The sequence below is a fragment of the Brevundimonas sp. genome, from assembly GCF_035627055.1.
In the GTDB taxonomy this organism is placed as follows: Bacteria; Pseudomonadota; Alphaproteobacteria; order Caulobacterales; family Caulobacteraceae; genus Brevundimonas.
The window spans coordinates 1-14,653 of sequence record NZ_DASPMM010000015.1; the positions used below are offsets into that span (position 1 = coordinate 1).

Below are 14,653 nucleotides of genomic sequence, written 5' to 3' on the forward strand. Positions count from 1 at the left end.
GCGCTTCGCCATCCGCGAAGGCGGCCGCACCGTCGGCGCCGGCGTGGTGTCCAAGATCACGGAATAGTCGTCCCGCTGATCTGACGATCCGAACTGCGAACGGCCCCCGGAGCGATCCGGGGGCCGTTTTGCTGTCGGGCCCTACGCCAGCGTCCTCGCGACGGCGCGCGCCGTCGCCTCGCCCGAGCGGAAGGCGCCGCCGCAGGTCTGGATCAGGCCGCCCGCCAGGGCTTCGCCAGCGAAGAATATCCGGTCGCCGACGGGGCGGCCGAGGATCTCGCGGGCCCCGTAGCGGCCGGGGCTGGCGGCGGCGTAGGCCCCACGCGTCCACGGGTTGGAGGCCCAGGGGGTGAGGCCGCCCTTGACGACGGCGGCGGCGGCGCTGGAGCCGAACATCTCCACCAGACCCTGGGTGGCGAAGTCGACGGCGGCGGCCTCGCCCGCGGCGGACAGCTCCCAGCCGAGGTCGCCGCCGACGAAGCCGACCATCAGGTCGGCGCCAAAGGGGAAGCTGAGGAAATACAGGTCGCGCCGCCCGCGCCGGGCCAGCAGGACGTCGGTGAACGGCTCCAGGCCGAAGCGCTGGTCGCGGATCTGCAGCGGAATCTTGGCCAGCATGCCCATGGGGATGTCGGCCACGGCCTGCTGCGTCGCCACGGGCAGGTCGGGGGTGAAACGGATGGCGCCGGAGGTCAGCACGCCGGTCGAGGCGGTGACGATGACGGCGCGGGTGCGGATCGATCCCGCGTCGGTCTCCACCACCGCCCCGGGTCCATCCCAGCGGACGTGGCGGACGGGGGTGTTGAGCCGCACCGGCAGGCCCCGGCCGCGCCGGGCGACGATGGAGCCGTAGCCCTGGGCGCAGAGGAAGTTGGGAGCGAGATCGTCGGCGTTGGCGTAGTCGAAGGTCGACAGCTCGTCGAGGTCGACCGCCATGTCCAGGGCGCCGAGGTAGTCACCCGCCGCCTCGTTCACGGGCGAGACCAGATCGACGACGGTGGAGGCCGCCACGTCGGCCGGCGCCGCCATGATCGCCTCGCTCATCGCTTCCTCGGCGGCGTTGACGAGGGCGGCGGGCGCCGGCTCGCGGCCGAGCCAGACCCGCTCGAGATCGTATTCATGCGCCTGAAGGGTGAAGCCCTCGGCGCGGGCGTAGTCGGTGTAAGGATTGTCGTCGGCCTTGTGCAGCCAGGCGCAGCCGACGTCGAAGGGCGAACCGAAGGTGGCGGTGTCGGTCAAGGCCCGGCCGCCGATCCGGTCCATGGCTTCGAGCACGAGGACGTCGAGGCCGGCGGCCCGGGCGGTGAGGGCGGCGGCGATCCCGGCCGAACCGGCCCCGATCACGACCACGTCCGGATCGCCGCCGGGGCCGGCGCGGGCGCCGGAGACGGCGAGGCCACCGAGTCCCGCCAGCAGGCTGCGTCGGGTCAGTCTCATGGCGCCCCTCCCGTTCAGGCGGAGGATGCGCCCGCGGGACCGGAGGTCAAGCGGCCCGGCCGGAGCCCGCGTTCGCGCGGCAGGGGCGGGTGAGGGTTAATCCGCAACCGACGGGGGCGGCGGCTTGCGTGCAACCCGATTCCGTCCCCTACGTTCGGGTCTCGGAATTAGGGATTGGGTAACCATGCGTCGCGCGCTGCGGATCGGCCTGTTCATCGGCACCCTGATCGGGATGTCGGCCTGCGCGGCCGTCGGGCCTGACGACGGATCGACCACCGGACCGTACGCGGGGGTCGAGGCCGGCCGCAGCCGCTGATCGCGAAGGAATTCGTGGCGGAGGGGGAATTTACCCCCTATCATTCGCGACGCGGACGCCGACTGTCGCGCCGCGCCGGTCTCGCTCCCCCTAGATGTTAGCCATCGCCATCGTCGTCGTACTGCTGCTCGTGGTGCTGAACGGCCTGTTTTCCATGACCGAGCTCGCGGTCGTGTCCTCCCGCAAATCCAAGCTGCAGAGCCGGGCCGAACGGGGCGACCGGGGCGCGCGCGCGGCGCTGAAGCTGGCCGAGGAGCCGACGCATTTCCTCTCGGCCGTGCAGGTCGGCATCACCCTGATCGGCATCGCCGCCGGCGCCTACGGCCAGGCGTCGATCGCCGGCGAGCTGACCCGCATCCTCAACGACGCCGCACCGGCCTTCGGGCACTGGAATCAGATCGCCTCGACCGCCCTGGTCATCGTCTTCATCACCTATGTCTCGGTCATCGTCGGGGAACTGGTGCCCAAGCGGCTGGCGCTGATCTTCCCGGAACCGATCGCCTCCAAGATGGCGGCGCCGATCTCGATGGTGGCCACGGTGCTGAAGCCGTTCGTGGTGGTGCTGACGGTGTCGACCTCGGCGATCCTCAAGGTCATGGGGGTCAAGGACCGCGACGGATCGGACGTCACCCAGGAAGAGGTCGAGACGATGATCGCCGAGGGCACCGCCTCGGGCCTGATCGAGCCGGAAGAGCAGGAGATGATCGAAGAAATCCTGCGCCTCGGCGACCGGCCCATCCGCGTGGCCATGACGCCGCGCCACGAGGTGTTCTGGATCGCCTTGGACGACAGCGAGGAGCAGCTGCGCCAGGAAATCCGCACCTGCCCCTATTCGCGCATCGTGGTGGCGCGCGAGAACGATGTCGATAACCCGCTGGGCGTGGTGCACAAGAAGGACCTGCTGGACAGCCTGCTGGACAATGGCGAGTTCAACGTCGAGCGGCTGGTGCAGACGCCGGCCTTCATTCCGCAGTCGACCTCGGTGCTGAAGGCGCTGGAGATCCTGAAGGCGTCGAAGGTTCACATGGCCTTCCTGGTCGACGAGTTCGGCGCCTTCGAGGGGGTGGTGACGGCCACCGATCTGCTGGAGATGATCGCCGGCGACTTCGACGAGGGCCACGACGAGGAAGAGGCCTATATCCGGCAGCGCGAGGACGGCAGCTGGATGGTCGACGGCCAGGCCGACATCGAGGAGCTGGCGGATGCGCTGGGCGAGGACTTCGGCGAGGCGGAGGGCTTCCACACCGTCGCGGGCCTGGTGCTGCACCAGCTGTCACGCGTGCCGGACGAGGGCGAAATCCTGCAGCTGGGCCGTTTCGAGGTCGAGGTCATCGACATGGACGACCGCCGCATCGACAAGCTGCTGTTCCGGCAGGTGATCAAGCCGGAAGACGAGGCCAGCGCCGTGGCGGCGCACCACGAGGATTGACGGTTCCGCCCTTGAAAAGCCCGGCGGCGTGGGGCATACGCCCCGGTCTGGCGATCACATCCGCCCTTCGGGGCGCGCTGTTGTTTGTCTAGGAGTTTAGCTCAGCTGGTAGAGCACCGGTCTCCAAAACCGGGGGTCGTGGGTTCGAGTCCCCCAACTCCTGCCATTTCCCCTGTCGCCGCCGGATGGGAGACCCTATCTGGGGGCGACAGGATCAATTCTTTGACGGATCAATGATGGCCAAGGCCAAGACCCACGGGCGCCGCCCCCAGACCGCCCAGCCCGCGATCGCCGGGGCCGCCGTCGCGGCTGACGCGCCGAAGAAGCCGCGGGTCTCGATTCCGCAGTTCATCAGCCAGGTGAACGCCGAGGGCCGCAAGATCGTCTGGCCGAGCCGCAAGGAGACCTGGATCACCTCGGTGATGGTCTTCATCATGGTCGTGATCGCCGCCACCTTCTTCTTCCTCGTGGACACCGGCCTGGCCTTCGCCTCGCGCTTCATCCTGGCCATCGGTCAGTAAGAGACACGCCCATGACCGACGCCGCCCCCGCCGCCCCGAACTCCGGCAAGCCCGCCGCCAACCCGCGCCACAAGTGGTACATCGTCCACGCCTATTCGAACTTCGAGAAGAAGGTCGCGCAGCACCTGCAGGACCAGGCGCGGCAGCAGGGGCTGGAAGACTGTTTCTCGGAAATCCTCGTCCCGACCGAGGACGTCGTGGAGATCCGCCGCGGCCGCAAGGTCAATTCGGAGCGGAAATTCTTCCCCGGCTATGTGCTGGTGAAGATGGAGATGACCGACGACGCCTATCACCTGGTCAAGAACACCCCGAAGGTGACCGGCTTCCTCGGCGCGGCCGGCGGCACCAAGCCGCTGCCGGTCTCCGAGCGTGAGGTCCAGAACATCATCGGCGCTGTTGAAGAGGGCGTGGAGCGTCCGAAGCCCACCATCCGCTTCGACATCGGCGAGACCGTCAAGGTCATCGACGGGCCGTTCGCCAGCTTCGACGGCCAGGTCGAGAGCGTCGACGAGGACGCGGCGCGCCTGCGGGTCGCGGTGTCCATCTTCGGCCGCCCGACCCCGGTCGATCTGGAATACAGCCAGGTCGAGAAGGTCGCGGGCTAGACCGCAGCTTGCGGCGGGAGCGTCGCGTCGCAGGCGGCGCGGCTCCACGTTTGCTTTTCCGCCCCTGATCCGCTACACGCGCGCCTCGCTCTGAGGGGCGGTGCGGGTTCGCCCGCATAAATCCGTGGGAGGCAGCCATGCCACGACCACGGCTCACCGGTCCTGATTGAGTTCAGGGCCATTGTAAGGAGAGACCAATGGCCAAGAAGATTCTCGGCTACATCAAGCTGCAGGTGCCGGCCGGCAACGCCACGCCGTCGCCGCCGATCGGCCCGGCCCTCGGCCAGCGCGGCGTCAACATCATGGGCTTCGTCAAGGAGTTCAACGCGCGCACCGAGAAGGAAGTGAAGGGCACGCCCCTGCCGACGGTGATCACCGTCTATCAGGACAAGAGCTTCACCTTCGTCACCAAGACGCCGCCGGCGACCCACTACATCAAGCAGGCGGCGGGCATCACCTCCGGCTCGAAGATGACCGGCCGCGAAGTGGCCGGCAAGATCACGCGCGCCCAGCTGCGCGAGATCGCCGAAAAGAAGATGAAGGATCTGAACGCCAACGACCTGGACGCGGCGACCAAGATCATCGAAGGCTCGGCTCGCGCCATGGGCCTCAACGTCGTGGAGGGCTAAGCACATGGCCAAGCAAACCAAGCGCTTCAAGGCCCGCACCGGCGACACCATGGTCAACATGCCGTTCGCCGACGCCATCGCCGCGGTGAAGTCCAACGCCTCGGCCAAGTTCGACGAGTCGATCGAGATCGCCGTCAACCTGGGCGTCGATCCGCGTCACGCCGACCAGCAGGTCCGCGGTGTCGTGAACCTGCCCTCGGGCACGGGCCGCGACGTCCGCGTCGCCGTCTTCGCCAAGGACGCCAAGGCTGACGAAGCCCGCGCGGCCGGGGCCGAATACGTCGGCGCCGAGGATCTGTACGAGCAGATCAACGGCGGCATGATGGACTTCGATCGCGTCATCGCCAGCCCCGACATGATGGCCCTCGTCGGCCGTCTGGGTAAGGTTCTGGGCCCGCGCGGCCTGATGCCGAACCCGAAGGTCGGCACCGTGACCCCGAACGTCGCGCAAGCGGTCAAGGACGCCAAGGGCGGCGCCGTCGAGTTCCGCGTCGAGAAGGCGGGCATCGTCCACGCCGGCATCGGCAAGGCCTCGTTCGACCAGGCCGCCCTGGAAGCCAACGTCAAGGCGTTCGTCGACGCCCTGACCCGGGCCAAGCCCGCGGGCGCCAAGGGCACCTATGTGAAGCGCATCAGCCTGTCGTCGACGATGGGCCCGGGCTTCAAGATCGACCCGGCCTCGCTGGGCGCCTGATCGGCCTTTCAGACTGAATGGAAGCGGCGGCGGAGAGCGATCTCCGCCGCCGTTTTCGTTTGCGCCCTTCTGTTCCAGGGGCGAGGATGGGATGCCGAGGGGAAGGACCATGCGCACAATCGCCATCATCGCCGCCGTGCTCGCCATGTCGGCCGGGCCGGCCTTCGCCCAGGCGGCGCCGGACGCCGCGCGTCAGAACCACCTGGCGCTGGCTGAACGCTATCTGGTCCTCACCCAGGGCGGCGATCTGGTGAAGCAGATGCGGGGTCAGCTGGAGCAGAGCTACGAAGCCTCGGGACTGCCCGCCGAACAGCGCGCCTGGCTGATCGAGAGCGTCAGCGAGACGCTGGCGGAGGTCATGGACGCCACTGTCGCGGAGTTTCGCGATGATGTGGCCGACAGCTTCACGGTGCCCGAACTGGAAAGCGCCATCGCCTTCTATGAGTCGCCGGTCGGGCGGTCGATCGTGCGCAAGCAGGTCGACATGACCATGGACATGCAGGAGGTGATGAGTTCGCTGCTGCTCCCGCGGATGGCCGGCTTGATGGAGAAATTCTGCCTCCGCTTCGACTGTTCGGCGATCGGCGAGGCGGCGGCTAAGCAGGGCCGCTGACGGGGCGAATCCGAACCCTCCACGTCCTGACGGGTTGACGCACCCGCGTGGACGCGGGAGTGACCGGCCACGGATTCTGCGGGAGATTCGCCGATGCTGGGTTGGTTTCAGGCGCTGTTGCCCAAGGAAGACAACTTCTTCCGCCTGTTCGACGCCCACGCGGCGACGCTGATCAGGGGCGCCGAGGCGCTGCGCAAGGTGCTGGAGGGCGGCGAGGAGACGCCGCACTGGTGCCAGAAGATCGTCGATCACGAGCACGAGGCCGACGACGTCGCCCGCGAGGTGCTGTTCGCGGTGCGGCGCAGCTTCATCACGCCGTTCGACCGGTCCGACATCCGCGGCCTGACCAACTCGCTCGACGACTCGATCGACCAGATGCAGAAGACCGCCAAGGTCATCACCCTGTACGAGATGCGCGACTTCGCGCCGCACATGCGTCAGCTGGGCGACATCGCCGTCGAGGCGGCGACGCTGACGGTCGAGGCGGTCGCCCTGTTGCCGGACATGCGCAAGAACCGGGGCCGGCTGAACGAGCTGACGGAGCAGATCGCGCGGCTGGAGAGCGACAGCGACACCCTCTACGACGAGGGCATGAAGGCGCTCTATCAGGCGCACAAGGGCGGCGACGCCATGGCCTTCATGATCGGCGGCGAGGTCTACGACCACCTCGAGAAGGTCGTCGACCGGTTCGAGGACGTGGCCAACCGCATCAGCGGCATCCTGGTCGAGCACCTGTAGGAGCGCCTCATGGACGGCGCCCTGCTGATCCTGATCTTCCTGATCGCCGTCGCCCTGCTGTTCGACTTCCTGAACGGCCTGCACGACGCGGCCAATTCGATCGCCACCATCGTCGCCACCCGGGTGCTGCCGCCCTTCTATGCGGTGGGCTGGGCGGCCTTCTTCAACTTCATCGCCTTCCTGTTCTTCGGCCTGCACGTGGCCGACACGATCGGGCGCGGGATCATCGATCCGTCGGTGATCACGGACCAGGTGATCTTCGGGGCGCTGATGGGGGCGATCAGCTGGAACGTCATCACCTGGCTGGCGGGGATTCCATCGTCGAGTTCGCATGCCCTGATCGGCGGCCTGCTTGGCGCCGGGGTGGCCAAGGCGGGGACCGGGGCCGTGGTGGTGGCGGGGGTGACCAAGACGGTCAGCGCCATCTTCCTGTCGCCCGCCGTGGGCTTCGCCCTGGCGCTGGTGCTGGTCCTGATCGTGTCCTGGGCCTTCGTGAAGGTGAACCCCGCCACCGCGGACAAGGCGTTCCGGCGCATGCAGTTCATCTCGGCCTCGGCCTATTCGCTGGGACACGGCGGCAATGACGCGCAGAAAACCATGGGCATCATCGCCGTGCTGCTGTTCTCGCGCGGCATGACCGGCGGCGAGTTCCATGTCCCGTTCTGGGTGGTGATCACCTGCCAGGCGGCGATCGCCCTCGGCACCCTGTTCGGCGGCTGGCGTATCGTCCACACCATGGGGTCGCGGATCACGCGGCTGAGCCCGCAGCAGGGCTTCTGCGCCGAGACCGGCGGGGCCATCACCCTGTTCATGGCCACGGGCCTGGGCATCCCGGTGTCGACCACCCACACCATCACCGGCGCCATTGTCGGCGTGGGGGCCGCCCGCCGGGCCTCGGCGGTGCGCTGGGGCGTGGCGCGGAGCATCGTCGTCGCCTGGTTCATCACCATGCCGGCCGCCGCGGCCATCGGGGCGCTGTTCTACTGGATCGGCGGGGCCTTCCTGACCTGATGGCCGAGCTTCCTCCGCGCGACGAACAGGCCGAGCGGCGTCAGGTCGCCGCCCTCCCTTGGCGGCGCGGGTCTGGCGGGATCGAGTTCTTGCTCGTCACCTCGCGCGAGACGCGGCGCTGGGTCACGCCCAAGGGCGGGCGCATGGCCGGCAAGACCGACGCCGAGGCCGCCGCCCAGGAAGCCCTCGAGGAGGCGGGAATCGAGGGCGTGACGGATGAGGCGCCGCTGGGGACCTTCCGCTATCTGAAGGTGCTGAAGCGCCGGGCGCCGCGCTGGTGCGTGGTCTCGGTCTATGCCCTGGAGGTCACCGCCGAACACCCCGACTGGCAGGAGCGGGACGAGCGCGAGCGGCTCTGGGTCTCGCGCGACGAGGCGGTGCGGCGCGTCGACGAGCCCGAGCTGAAGGCCCTGATCGCCGGTTTCGAACCCTGACCGGCGTCAGGCCCGCTCGGCCGAGGCCATGAAGCAGCCGCGCCGGGCCGTGTGCAGGTGAATGCAGGACACGAGCGGGTCGGCGAACCAGGCTTCGAGGCGGGCGGCGAGGTCGCGGCCCTCGACCACGTCGGCGTCGGTCATCATCCAGTCGGCGTCATAGGCCCGGACGGACAGCAGGCGGCGGCCCAGCATGTCGGGAATCTCGCCGACGGCGGGGCGGGCCTCGACCGCCGCCTCCCGCACGAAGATGGGCCCGTCCGAGCGATAGGGGCTGCCGGGCGAGTCGAGATGGCGATGGTTGAGCAGGATCAGCCGCTCGCCGGGCTCGGCGTCCGCCAGGCTGACCCGGCAGGGCGCGGCGTGAGGCGCGTCGACGATCATGCGGCGCGCGCCGGTCGCGGTCAGGGCGGCGTCGTCCAGATCGAACAGGGCCTCGAACGGGGCCAACGGCAGGCTGTGGATGTGAAAGCTCATGGGTGTCTCCTCCGCGCCGGTGTCGCAGGCGGGGCGATGCACGTCTGGCGGCTTTCGGCCGTTGCGCCGGGCGAGCCGCATCCCCACAAGGAAGACCATGAACGCGCCCTTCAAGACTCCCGCCGATCCCGCCGAAGCCCCGGTCTGGGACCTGACCGATCTGTACGCCTCGCGCGAGGACCCGCGCGTCGAGGCCGACCTCGAGCGCGCCCGGACGCTTGTGGGCGAGCTCAACGCCCTGCAAGGCCGGCTCGTGGAGGTGCGCGTCGACGCCGCGACGCTGGGCCAGCGGCTGGACCGGGCGGTGACGCTGTACGAACAGGCCTCGGATCTGTTGGGCGCGCTCGGCGCCTATGCCTTCCTCGCCGCCTCGACGGACCGCAATGACGCCGCCGCTCAGGGCTTCGAAGGGACCGTGCGCGAGAAGATCACCGCCATTGCCACGCCGACCGTCTGGGTCACGCTGGAGATCAACCAGTTGGAGGAGACGGAGATCGAGGCGGCGCTGACGGCTCACGCTCCCGCGGCGCGCTGGCGGCCGTGGCTGCGGCGCGTGCGGGCGATGAAGCCGCACGAGCTGTCGCACGAGCTGGAGACCTTCCTCGCCGAGCGCGGCCCGATCAGCGCCCAGTGGCCGCGCCTGTTCGACGAGACCATGGCGGCGATGAAGGTCCGGGCCGGAAAGGATCAACTGACCCTGTCGGAGGCCCTGAACCGGCTATCGGACCCCAGGGGGGCGCGGCGCAAGGCGGCGGCCGAAGGCCTCAACGAGGCGCTGGGCGCGCGGGCCCAGACCATGGCGCTGGTGCTCAACACGGTGGCGGCCGACAAGGCGCTGGAGGACAAGTGGCGCGGCTTCAAGCGGCCCGCCGACAGCCGCCACCTGGCCAATGAGGTGGACGGCGACGCCGTGGACGCCATGGCCGAGGCGGTGGCGGCGGCCTATCCGCGCCTGTCGCACCGCTATTACGCGCTCAAGGCCCGGGCCATGGGCAAGGCGAAGCTGGACCAGTGGGACCGCAACGCGCCGATCGAGACCAGCGCCCCGCGCGGCTATGACTGGGCGCAAGGGCGGGAACTGGTGCTGGAGAGCTTCGGCGACCTGGGCGGCGAGTTCGCCGACCGGGCGCGCGGCTTCTTCGAACGGCCGTGGATCGACGGTCGGGCGCGGCCGGGGAAACAGTCGGGGGCCTATGCCCATCCGGTGACGTCGGACCGGCACCCCTATGTGTTCCTGAACTGGATGGGCGAGCGGCGCGACGTGCTGACCCTGGCGCACGAACTGGGCCATGGCGTGCATCAGACGCTGGCCGCGGGGCAGGGCAGCCTGCTGGCCGACACGCCGCTGACGCTGGCCGAGACGGCGTCGATCTTCGCCGAGGGGCTGACCTTCGACCGGCTGCTGAAGACCGCGCCGAAGGCCGAGCAGCGCGGCCTGCTGGCCGGGCGGATCGAGGACGGGCTGAACACCGTCATCCGCCAGATCGCCTTCCACCGTTTCGAGACCCGGTTCCACGACGAGCGGGCGGCGGGGGAGGTTCCGGTCGAGCGGATTGGCGAACTGTGGCTGGAGGAGATGGGCGGCTCGCTGGGCCCGGCGGTGACGCTGAACCCCGGCTATGAGCACTGGTGGTCCTATGTCGGCCACTTCGTGCACTCGCCCTTCTACGTCTACGCCTATGCGTTCGGCGACCTGCTGGTGGCGGCGCTGATGGAGACGCGGGCGAAGGACCAGGAGGGTTTCACGCCGCTGTATCGCGACCTGCTCGCGGGGGGCGGGTCGAAGGGCTACGTCGAGGCCTTGGCCCCGTTCGGACTGAACCCGCGCGACCCGGCCTTCTGGACGATCGGAACGAAGCGGCTGGAGGGCCTGATCGACCAGTTCGAGGCGCTGGTCTGAGTTGACGGGGCGGGGAGGCCGGGCGAGCGTCCGGCCATGCGCCTCCTGATCCTCGCCGCCCTCGCCGCCCTCGCCGCCCTCGCCGGGCCGTCGTTCGCCCAGACGCCACCCTCGGCGCCGACGCCGGCCACGCGCGCCATGGCGGCCGGTTACAAGGCCCTGACCGTCTGCAGCGCGCTGAAGAACGCCGAGGCCGCGGGCGGCCAGCGCACCCTTGAAAGCGTCGAAGCCAACGAACTGGTGGGCATCTATCCGGAACTTGATCCCCTGGTCCGGGAGCTGCCGGTCGAGGTCCTGCCCGGCGGAACGTCGGTGGCGTGGAGCGAGGACATGCCGCCGCGCGTCGCCTTGTTTCGCCCCGGGCTGGGATGCGCCATCATGCCGGTTGGCTGGATAGGCGGACCCACGCCCTTGCCCGCCCCGACGGTCTCGCCGAACCTGCCATTCCGCTCGGGATCGCCACGCCACCCGCTCGAGCTGGCGACCGTGATGGAGCGAGCCTTCGCGGACGGCTACGGCGCCGGGACGGGCACCACGGCCGTGGTGGTGCTGCAGGATGAGCGGCTGATCGCCGAACGCTACGCCGACGGCTTCGGCCCCGATACGCCGCAGCGCACCTGGTCAGTGGCCAAGAGCCTGGCGGGGACGGTGATCGGGGCCGCGGTGCAGCGCGTCGAGGTCGACGTTCACGCGCCGGTCTACCTCGCCGACTGGAGCAGGGGCGGCGATCCCCGCGCCGCCATCACGCTCGACCAGCTGATGCGCATGTCGTCCGGCCTGACCAGCGACTTCGCCGGGAACCGGACCGACGCCCTGTACTTCGGCGGCGTGGGGGTAGACGAACAGGCTCCGGCCTGGCCGCTCGTTGCAGCGCCGGGGACGCGATTCCGCTACGCCAACAACGACATCCTGCTGGCCATCCTGAGCATCGCCCCGACCTTTGCCGAGCATCCGCCGTCGGAACTGTTCCGGACGCTGGGCATGTACGACACCTGGGCCGAGACCGACTGGCGGGGCAACTATGTGCTGTCCAGCCAGGTGTGGTCGACGGCGCGGGACCTGGCGCGCTTCGGGCAGTTGTATGTCGACGACGGGGTGGTGGACGGCGTCCGCATCCTGCCCGAGGGCTGGCGCGACTACGTCTCGCGTCCCTCCGGACCGCAGCCGCGCGGCGAGCAGGGCTATGGCGCGACCTTCTGGCTGTTCGACAAGTCGGAGGGCATCCCGGCGGACGCCATCTCGGCCAACGGCAACCGCGGCCAGTATGTGATCATCGTACCCAGCCGGAACATCGTCATCGTGCGCCGTGGCGAGGACCCGGCCGGAGCGCGGTTCGACCACATCGCCTTTACGCGCGACGTGCTGGCGTCCCTCGACTGAGCCGCGGCGCGAATTGTCGCCGCCCGCTTGAGCGTGCGCGCCGCGCCGCTATAAGGGCGCCAACGTCTCCTGCAGATTCCCGGACCCGATCATGGCCGACCCGCACCACGCTACCGACGCCCACGACGACTACGTCCGCGGTTCGCAGCACATCGAAGAGCAGTCCGCGACCTTCACGCTGTTCATCAACCTGGCCAAGTGGGGCTCGCTGCTGACGGCGGCGTCGATCGCCTTCCTGGTGCTGTGGTTCCAGCCGGGCGGCAGCTTCATCGGGGGCGCGATCACGGGGCTGGTGATCCTGGCCGCCGGGGTCCTCTTCCTGCGCGCCGGCAAGAAGTCGAAACACTAGCCCCTCGGGCCCCATCCCGGCGCTGGCTCTTTTGACGCGCCGTCCCCGATCAGCCTAACGTTCCCCGGTCGAGAGATGACGGAGGGATTCGCTTGGCTGTCGCCATCGCCGTGACCCGCGAACGCCGAGACGGCGAGACGCGCTGCGCCGTCACTCCGGAAACGGTGAAGAAGCTGACCGCCCTCGGCGCGACCGTGACGGTCGAGGCGGGGAGCGGCGCCGGATCCTCCATTCCCGACGCGGACTATGCGGCCGCCGGCGCGGCGGTGAAGCCGGACACCAAGGCGGTGCTGGCCGGAGCGGACATCCTGCTGAAGGTGCGCGGTCCGACGGCGCAGGAGACCAGCGCGCTGAAGCCGGGCAGCGTCGTCGTGGCCCTGCTGGATGCGTACCGGGACAAGGAAACGGTGACCGCTCTGGCCGGTGCGAACGTCACCGCCTTCGCCATGGAGTTCGTGCCCCGCATCAGCCGGGCGCAGGTCATGGACGCCCTGTCGTCGCAGGCCAACCTGGCCGGCTATCGCGCCGTGATCGAGGCGGCCTACGCCTTCGGCAAGGGCTTTCCGATGATGATGACGGCGGCGGGCACGGTCGCCCCGGCCAAGGTCTTCGTCATGGGCGCGGGCGTGGCCGGACTGCAGGCCATCGCCACGGCGCGGCGGCTGGGGGCGGTGGTCACCGCCACCGACGTGCGGCCGGCGTCGAAGGAGCAGGTCGAGAGCCTCGGGGCCAAATTCGTCGCCGTCGAGGACGAGGAGTTCAAGGCCGCCGAGACCGCCGCCGGCTACGCCAAGCCGATGTCGGCGGAATACCAGGCCAAGCAGGCCGAGCTGACGGCCTCGCACATCGTCAAGCAGGACATCGTCATCACCACGGCGCTGATCCCCGGGCGCGCTGCGCCCCGGCTGGTCATGGCGGCGCATGTGGCCTCGATGAAGCCGGGCAGCGTGCTGGTGGATCTGGCCATCGACAACGGCGGCAACGTCGAGGAGGCGAAGCCGGGGGAGGTCGTGACGACCGCCAACGGCGTCCAGATCGTCGGCTGGACCAATATGGCCGGGCGGATCGCGGCGGACGCCTCGGCCCTGTACGCGCGCAACCTCAGCGCCTTCGTCGGGCTGATGGTCAGGGACGGAGCGCTGTCGGTCGATCTGGAGGATGAAATCCTCAGGGCCGCGGCGGTGACCCACGGCGGGGCCGTGGTGCATGAGGGAGTTAAAGGCTGATGGAACACGTCGACCCCACCATCTTCCGCCTGGCCATCTTCGTGCTGGCGATTTTCGTCGGCTATTACGTCGTCTGGTCGGTGACGCCGGCGCTGCACACGCCGCTGATGGCGGTGACCAACGCCATCTCGTCGGTGATCGTGGTCGGCGGGCTGATCGCGGCGGCGGCGGCCAGCGGCGATGACGGCTGGATCGCCAAGGGCGCGGGCGTCGCGGCGGTGACCCTGGCCAGCGTCAACATCTTCGGCGGCTTCATGGTCACCCGACGCATGCTGGCCATGTATCGCAAGAAGGACCGACCCAAGTGATTCCCGCCCCCGACCTGTATTTCCTATTCGCCTTTCCGGTCGTCCTGATCCTGGTGATCGGCTTCCTGATCGTCGGCGGCCGTCTCGAGGGCGAGAGGCGACAGAAGGTCGAGCGCGTCATCGCGGCGATCATCTATCCGGTGATCAGCCTGTTCTGGCTGTGGAAGGCCTATGACTACGGGGTCGAGGAGAACTGGTTGCTCGCCGTGGCCATGCTGGGGATCGGGCTGATCTTCGTCATGAACGGCATCCGCTCCGTGCATCAGGGGCGGCTGGCGCCGAGAAAGCGGCCGCGGTGATCTTCGACATCCAGCAACTCGCGGTCGGCGCGTCCTGGGTCGCCTCGGCGATCGGATTGTCCCTGTGGCTGTGGAGCTGGTTCAGGGAGAAGGACGCGGTGCGGCGCGTGCGGCTGCTGGATTGCGGCCTGGTGCTGATCGCGTCGGCCGTTCTGCTGCGCATCGTGGCGCAGGAGAAACCGATGGGGGTGATGGACTGGGCGCTGGCGATCCTGGCGCCGCTGTTCATTGCCGCGGCCCTGTGGCGGCTGGCCCGGACGGCGTGCCCGCCGACGGGACAGTGAAGG

General features: G+C 69.2%; 20 protein-coding genes and 1 tRNA gene. 19 read left to right on the top strand and 2 right to left on the bottom strand.

The window, feature by feature from the left end:
• A partial coding sequence (locus VEA98_RS15230; protein ID WP_288397397.1) for a hypothetical protein occupies positions 1–67 on the top strand: 67 nt, incomplete at its 5' end.
• Positions 68–141: 74 nt separating this feature from the next.
• Here the strand turns inward: VEA98_RS15230 and VEA98_RS06610 are convergent.
• Entirely contained in the window at positions 142–1,437 is a 1,296-nt protein-coding gene (locus tag VEA98_RS06610) for an NAD(P)/FAD-dependent oxidoreductase (protein ID WP_324812045.1), read from the bottom strand.
• A 184-nt stretch (positions 1,438–1,621) separates the two neighbouring features.
• On the opposite strand from VEA98_RS06610, the gene VEA98_RS06615 reads away from it, so the two are divergent.
• The 11 genes from VEA98_RS06615 (at position 1,622) to VEA98_RS06665 (ending at position 8,427) form a co-directional block, all read left to right on the top strand.
• A complete protein-coding gene (locus VEA98_RS06615) occupies positions 1,622–1,753 on the top strand; it encodes a hypothetical protein (protein WP_324812048.1) in 132 nt (43 codons plus the stop codon).
• A 94-nt stretch (positions 1,754–1,847) separates the two neighbouring features.
• The gene (locus VEA98_RS06620; protein WP_324812049.1) at positions 1,848–3,182 is read left to right on the top strand and encodes a hemolysin family protein; all 1,335 of its coding nucleotides are present in this window, start codon (positions 1,848–1,850) and stop codon (positions 3,180–3,182) included.
• A 90-nt stretch (positions 3,183–3,272) separates the two neighbouring features.
• Positions 3,273–3,348: transfer RNA gene (locus VEA98_RS06625), tRNA-Trp, on the top strand.
• 70 nt (positions 3,349–3,418) lie between these two features.
• On the top strand, positions 3,419–3,703 hold the full coding sequence (secE, locus tag VEA98_RS06630; protein ID WP_422653082.1) for a preprotein translocase subunit SecE: 285 nt from the start codon (positions 3,419–3,421) through the stop codon (positions 3,701–3,703).
• A gap of 11 nt (positions 3,704–3,714) precedes the next feature.
• Positions 3,715–4,308, top strand: coding sequence for a transcription termination/antitermination protein NusG (gene nusG / locus VEA98_RS06635; protein WP_324812053.1), 594 nt, complete (start codon positions 3,715–3,717; stop codon positions 4,306–4,308).
• A 197-nt stretch (positions 4,309–4,505) separates the two neighbouring features.
• Entirely contained in the window at positions 4,506–4,937 is a 432-nt protein-coding gene (gene rplK / locus VEA98_RS06640) for a 50S ribosomal protein L11 (RefSeq protein WP_324812055.1), read from the top strand.
• Between the two features lie 4 nt (positions 4,938–4,941).
• Positions 4,942–5,631, top strand: a complete 690-nt coding sequence (gene rplA / locus VEA98_RS06645; protein WP_324812058.1) for a 50S ribosomal protein L1 — start codon at positions 4,942–4,944, stop codon at positions 5,629–5,631.
• A gap of 109 nt (positions 5,632–5,740) precedes the next feature.
• On the top strand, positions 5,741–6,244 hold the full coding sequence (locus tag VEA98_RS06650) for a DUF2059 domain-containing protein (RefSeq protein ID WP_324812062.1): 504 nt from the start codon (positions 5,741–5,743) through the stop codon (positions 6,242–6,244).
• Between the two features lie 93 nt (positions 6,245–6,337).
• The gene (locus VEA98_RS06655) at positions 6,338–6,982 is read left to right on the top strand and encodes a DUF47 domain-containing protein (protein WP_324812064.1); all 645 of its coding nucleotides are present in this window, start codon (positions 6,338–6,340) and stop codon (positions 6,980–6,982) included.
• Between the two features lie 9 nt (positions 6,983–6,991).
• On the top strand, positions 6,992–7,993 hold the full coding sequence (locus tag VEA98_RS06660; protein ID WP_324812067.1) for an inorganic phosphate transporter: 1,002 nt from the start codon (positions 6,992–6,994) through the stop codon (positions 7,991–7,993).
• Positions 7,993–8,427 carry an NUDIX hydrolase gene (locus tag VEA98_RS06665; protein WP_324812070.1) on the top strand — a complete coding sequence of 145 codons (435 nt, stop codon included), beginning with the start codon at positions 7,993–7,995 and terminating at the stop codon, positions 8,425–8,427. Before VEA98_RS06660 ends, VEA98_RS06665 begins: the two co-directional genes overlap by 1 nt.
• Before the next feature lie 6 nt (positions 8,428–8,433).
• On the opposite strand, the gene VEA98_RS06670 is transcribed toward VEA98_RS06665, so the two are convergent.
• Positions 8,434–8,904 (bottom strand): DUF1203 domain-containing protein, encoded by a 471-nt coding sequence (locus VEA98_RS06670; protein ID WP_324812072.1) that lies wholly within the window; start codon positions 8,902–8,904, stop codon positions 8,434–8,436.
• A 97-nt stretch (positions 8,905–9,001) separates the two neighbouring features.
• Between VEA98_RS06670 and VEA98_RS06675 the strand changes: the two genes are divergently transcribed.
• From VEA98_RS06675 to VEA98_RS06705, 7 genes are all read left to right on the top strand, one after another.
• On the top strand, positions 9,002–10,804 hold the full coding sequence (locus VEA98_RS06675) for a M3 family oligoendopeptidase (protein ID WP_324812075.1): 1,803 nt from the start codon (positions 9,002–9,004) through the stop codon (positions 10,802–10,804).
• A 36-nt stretch (positions 10,805–10,840) separates the two neighbouring features.
• Positions 10,841–12,184 (top strand): serine hydrolase, encoded by a 1,344-nt coding sequence (locus VEA98_RS06680; protein ID WP_324812077.1) that lies wholly within the window; start codon positions 10,841–10,843, stop codon positions 12,182–12,184.
• 91 nt (positions 12,185–12,275) lie between these two features.
• Entirely contained in the window at positions 12,276–12,533 is a 258-nt protein-coding gene (locus VEA98_RS06685) for an aa3-type cytochrome c oxidase subunit IV (protein ID WP_324812079.1), read from the top strand.
• A 92-nt stretch (positions 12,534–12,625) separates the two neighbouring features.
• Positions 12,626–13,759, top strand: a complete 1,134-nt coding sequence (locus VEA98_RS06690; RefSeq protein WP_324812082.1) for a Re/Si-specific NAD(P)(+) transhydrogenase subunit alpha — start codon at positions 12,626–12,628, stop codon at positions 13,757–13,759.
• Positions 13,759–14,067, top strand: a complete 309-nt coding sequence (locus tag VEA98_RS06695) for an NAD(P) transhydrogenase subunit alpha (RefSeq protein WP_324812085.1) — start codon at positions 13,759–13,761, stop codon at positions 14,065–14,067. Before VEA98_RS06690 ends, VEA98_RS06695 begins: the two co-directional genes overlap by 1 nt.
• Positions 14,064–14,366, top strand: a complete 303-nt coding sequence (locus tag VEA98_RS06700) for a hypothetical protein (RefSeq protein WP_324812088.1) — start codon at positions 14,064–14,066, stop codon at positions 14,364–14,366. The genes VEA98_RS06695 and VEA98_RS06700 overlap by 4 nt, the downstream gene beginning before the upstream one ends.
• A complete protein-coding gene (locus tag VEA98_RS06705; protein ID WP_324812090.1) occupies positions 14,363–14,650 on the top strand; it encodes a hypothetical protein in 288 nt (95 codons plus the stop codon). The genes VEA98_RS06700 and VEA98_RS06705 overlap by 4 nt, the downstream gene beginning before the upstream one ends.
• The last annotated feature ends 3 nt before the right edge of the window (positions 14,651–14,653 follow it).

Coding starts and splice junctions, on each gene's coding strand:
- VEA98_RS06610 (WP_324812045.1), bottom strand. CDS start 1,437: ATGAGACTGACCCGACGCAGCCTGCTGGCGGGACTCGGTGGCCTCGCC.
- VEA98_RS06615 (WP_324812048.1), top strand. CDS start 1,622: ATGCGTCGCGCGCTGCGGATCGGCCTGTTCATCGGCACCCTGATCGGG.
- VEA98_RS06620 (WP_324812049.1), top strand. CDS start 1,848: ATGTTAGCCATCGCCATCGTCGTCGTACTGCTGCTCGTGGTGCTGAAC.
- secE (WP_422653082.1), top strand. CDS start 3,419: ATGGCCAAGGCCAAGACCCACGGGCGCCGCCCCCAGACCGCCCAGCCC.
- nusG (WP_324812053.1), top strand. CDS start 3,715: ATGACCGACGCCGCCCCCGCCGCCCCGAACTCCGGCAAGCCCGCCGCC.
- rplK (WP_324812055.1), top strand. CDS start 4,506: ATGGCCAAGAAGATTCTCGGCTACATCAAGCTGCAGGTGCCGGCCGGC.
- rplA (WP_324812058.1), top strand. CDS start 4,942: ATGGCCAAGCAAACCAAGCGCTTCAAGGCCCGCACCGGCGACACCATG.
- VEA98_RS06650 (WP_324812062.1), top strand. CDS start 5,741: ATGCGCACAATCGCCATCATCGCCGCCGTGCTCGCCATGTCGGCCGGG.
- VEA98_RS06655 (WP_324812064.1), top strand. CDS start 6,338: ATGCTGGGTTGGTTTCAGGCGCTGTTGCCCAAGGAAGACAACTTCTTC.
- VEA98_RS06660 (WP_324812067.1), top strand. CDS start 6,992: ATGGACGGCGCCCTGCTGATCCTGATCTTCCTGATCGCCGTCGCCCTG.
- VEA98_RS06665 (WP_324812070.1), top strand. CDS start 7,993: ATGGCCGAGCTTCCTCCGCGCGACGAACAGGCCGAGCGGCGTCAGGTC.
- VEA98_RS06670 (WP_324812072.1), bottom strand. CDS start 8,904: ATGAGCTTTCACATCCACAGCCTGCCGTTGGCCCCGTTCGAGGCCCTG.
- VEA98_RS06675 (WP_324812075.1), top strand. CDS start 9,002: ATGAACGCGCCCTTCAAGACTCCCGCCGATCCCGCCGAAGCCCCGGTC.
- VEA98_RS06680 (WP_324812077.1), top strand. CDS start 10,841: ATGCGCCTCCTGATCCTCGCCGCCCTCGCCGCCCTCGCCGCCCTCGCC.
- VEA98_RS06685 (WP_324812079.1), top strand. CDS start 12,276: ATGGCCGACCCGCACCACGCTACCGACGCCCACGACGACTACGTCCGC.
- VEA98_RS06695 (WP_324812085.1), top strand. CDS start 13,759: ATGGAACACGTCGACCCCACCATCTTCCGCCTGGCCATCTTCGTGCTG.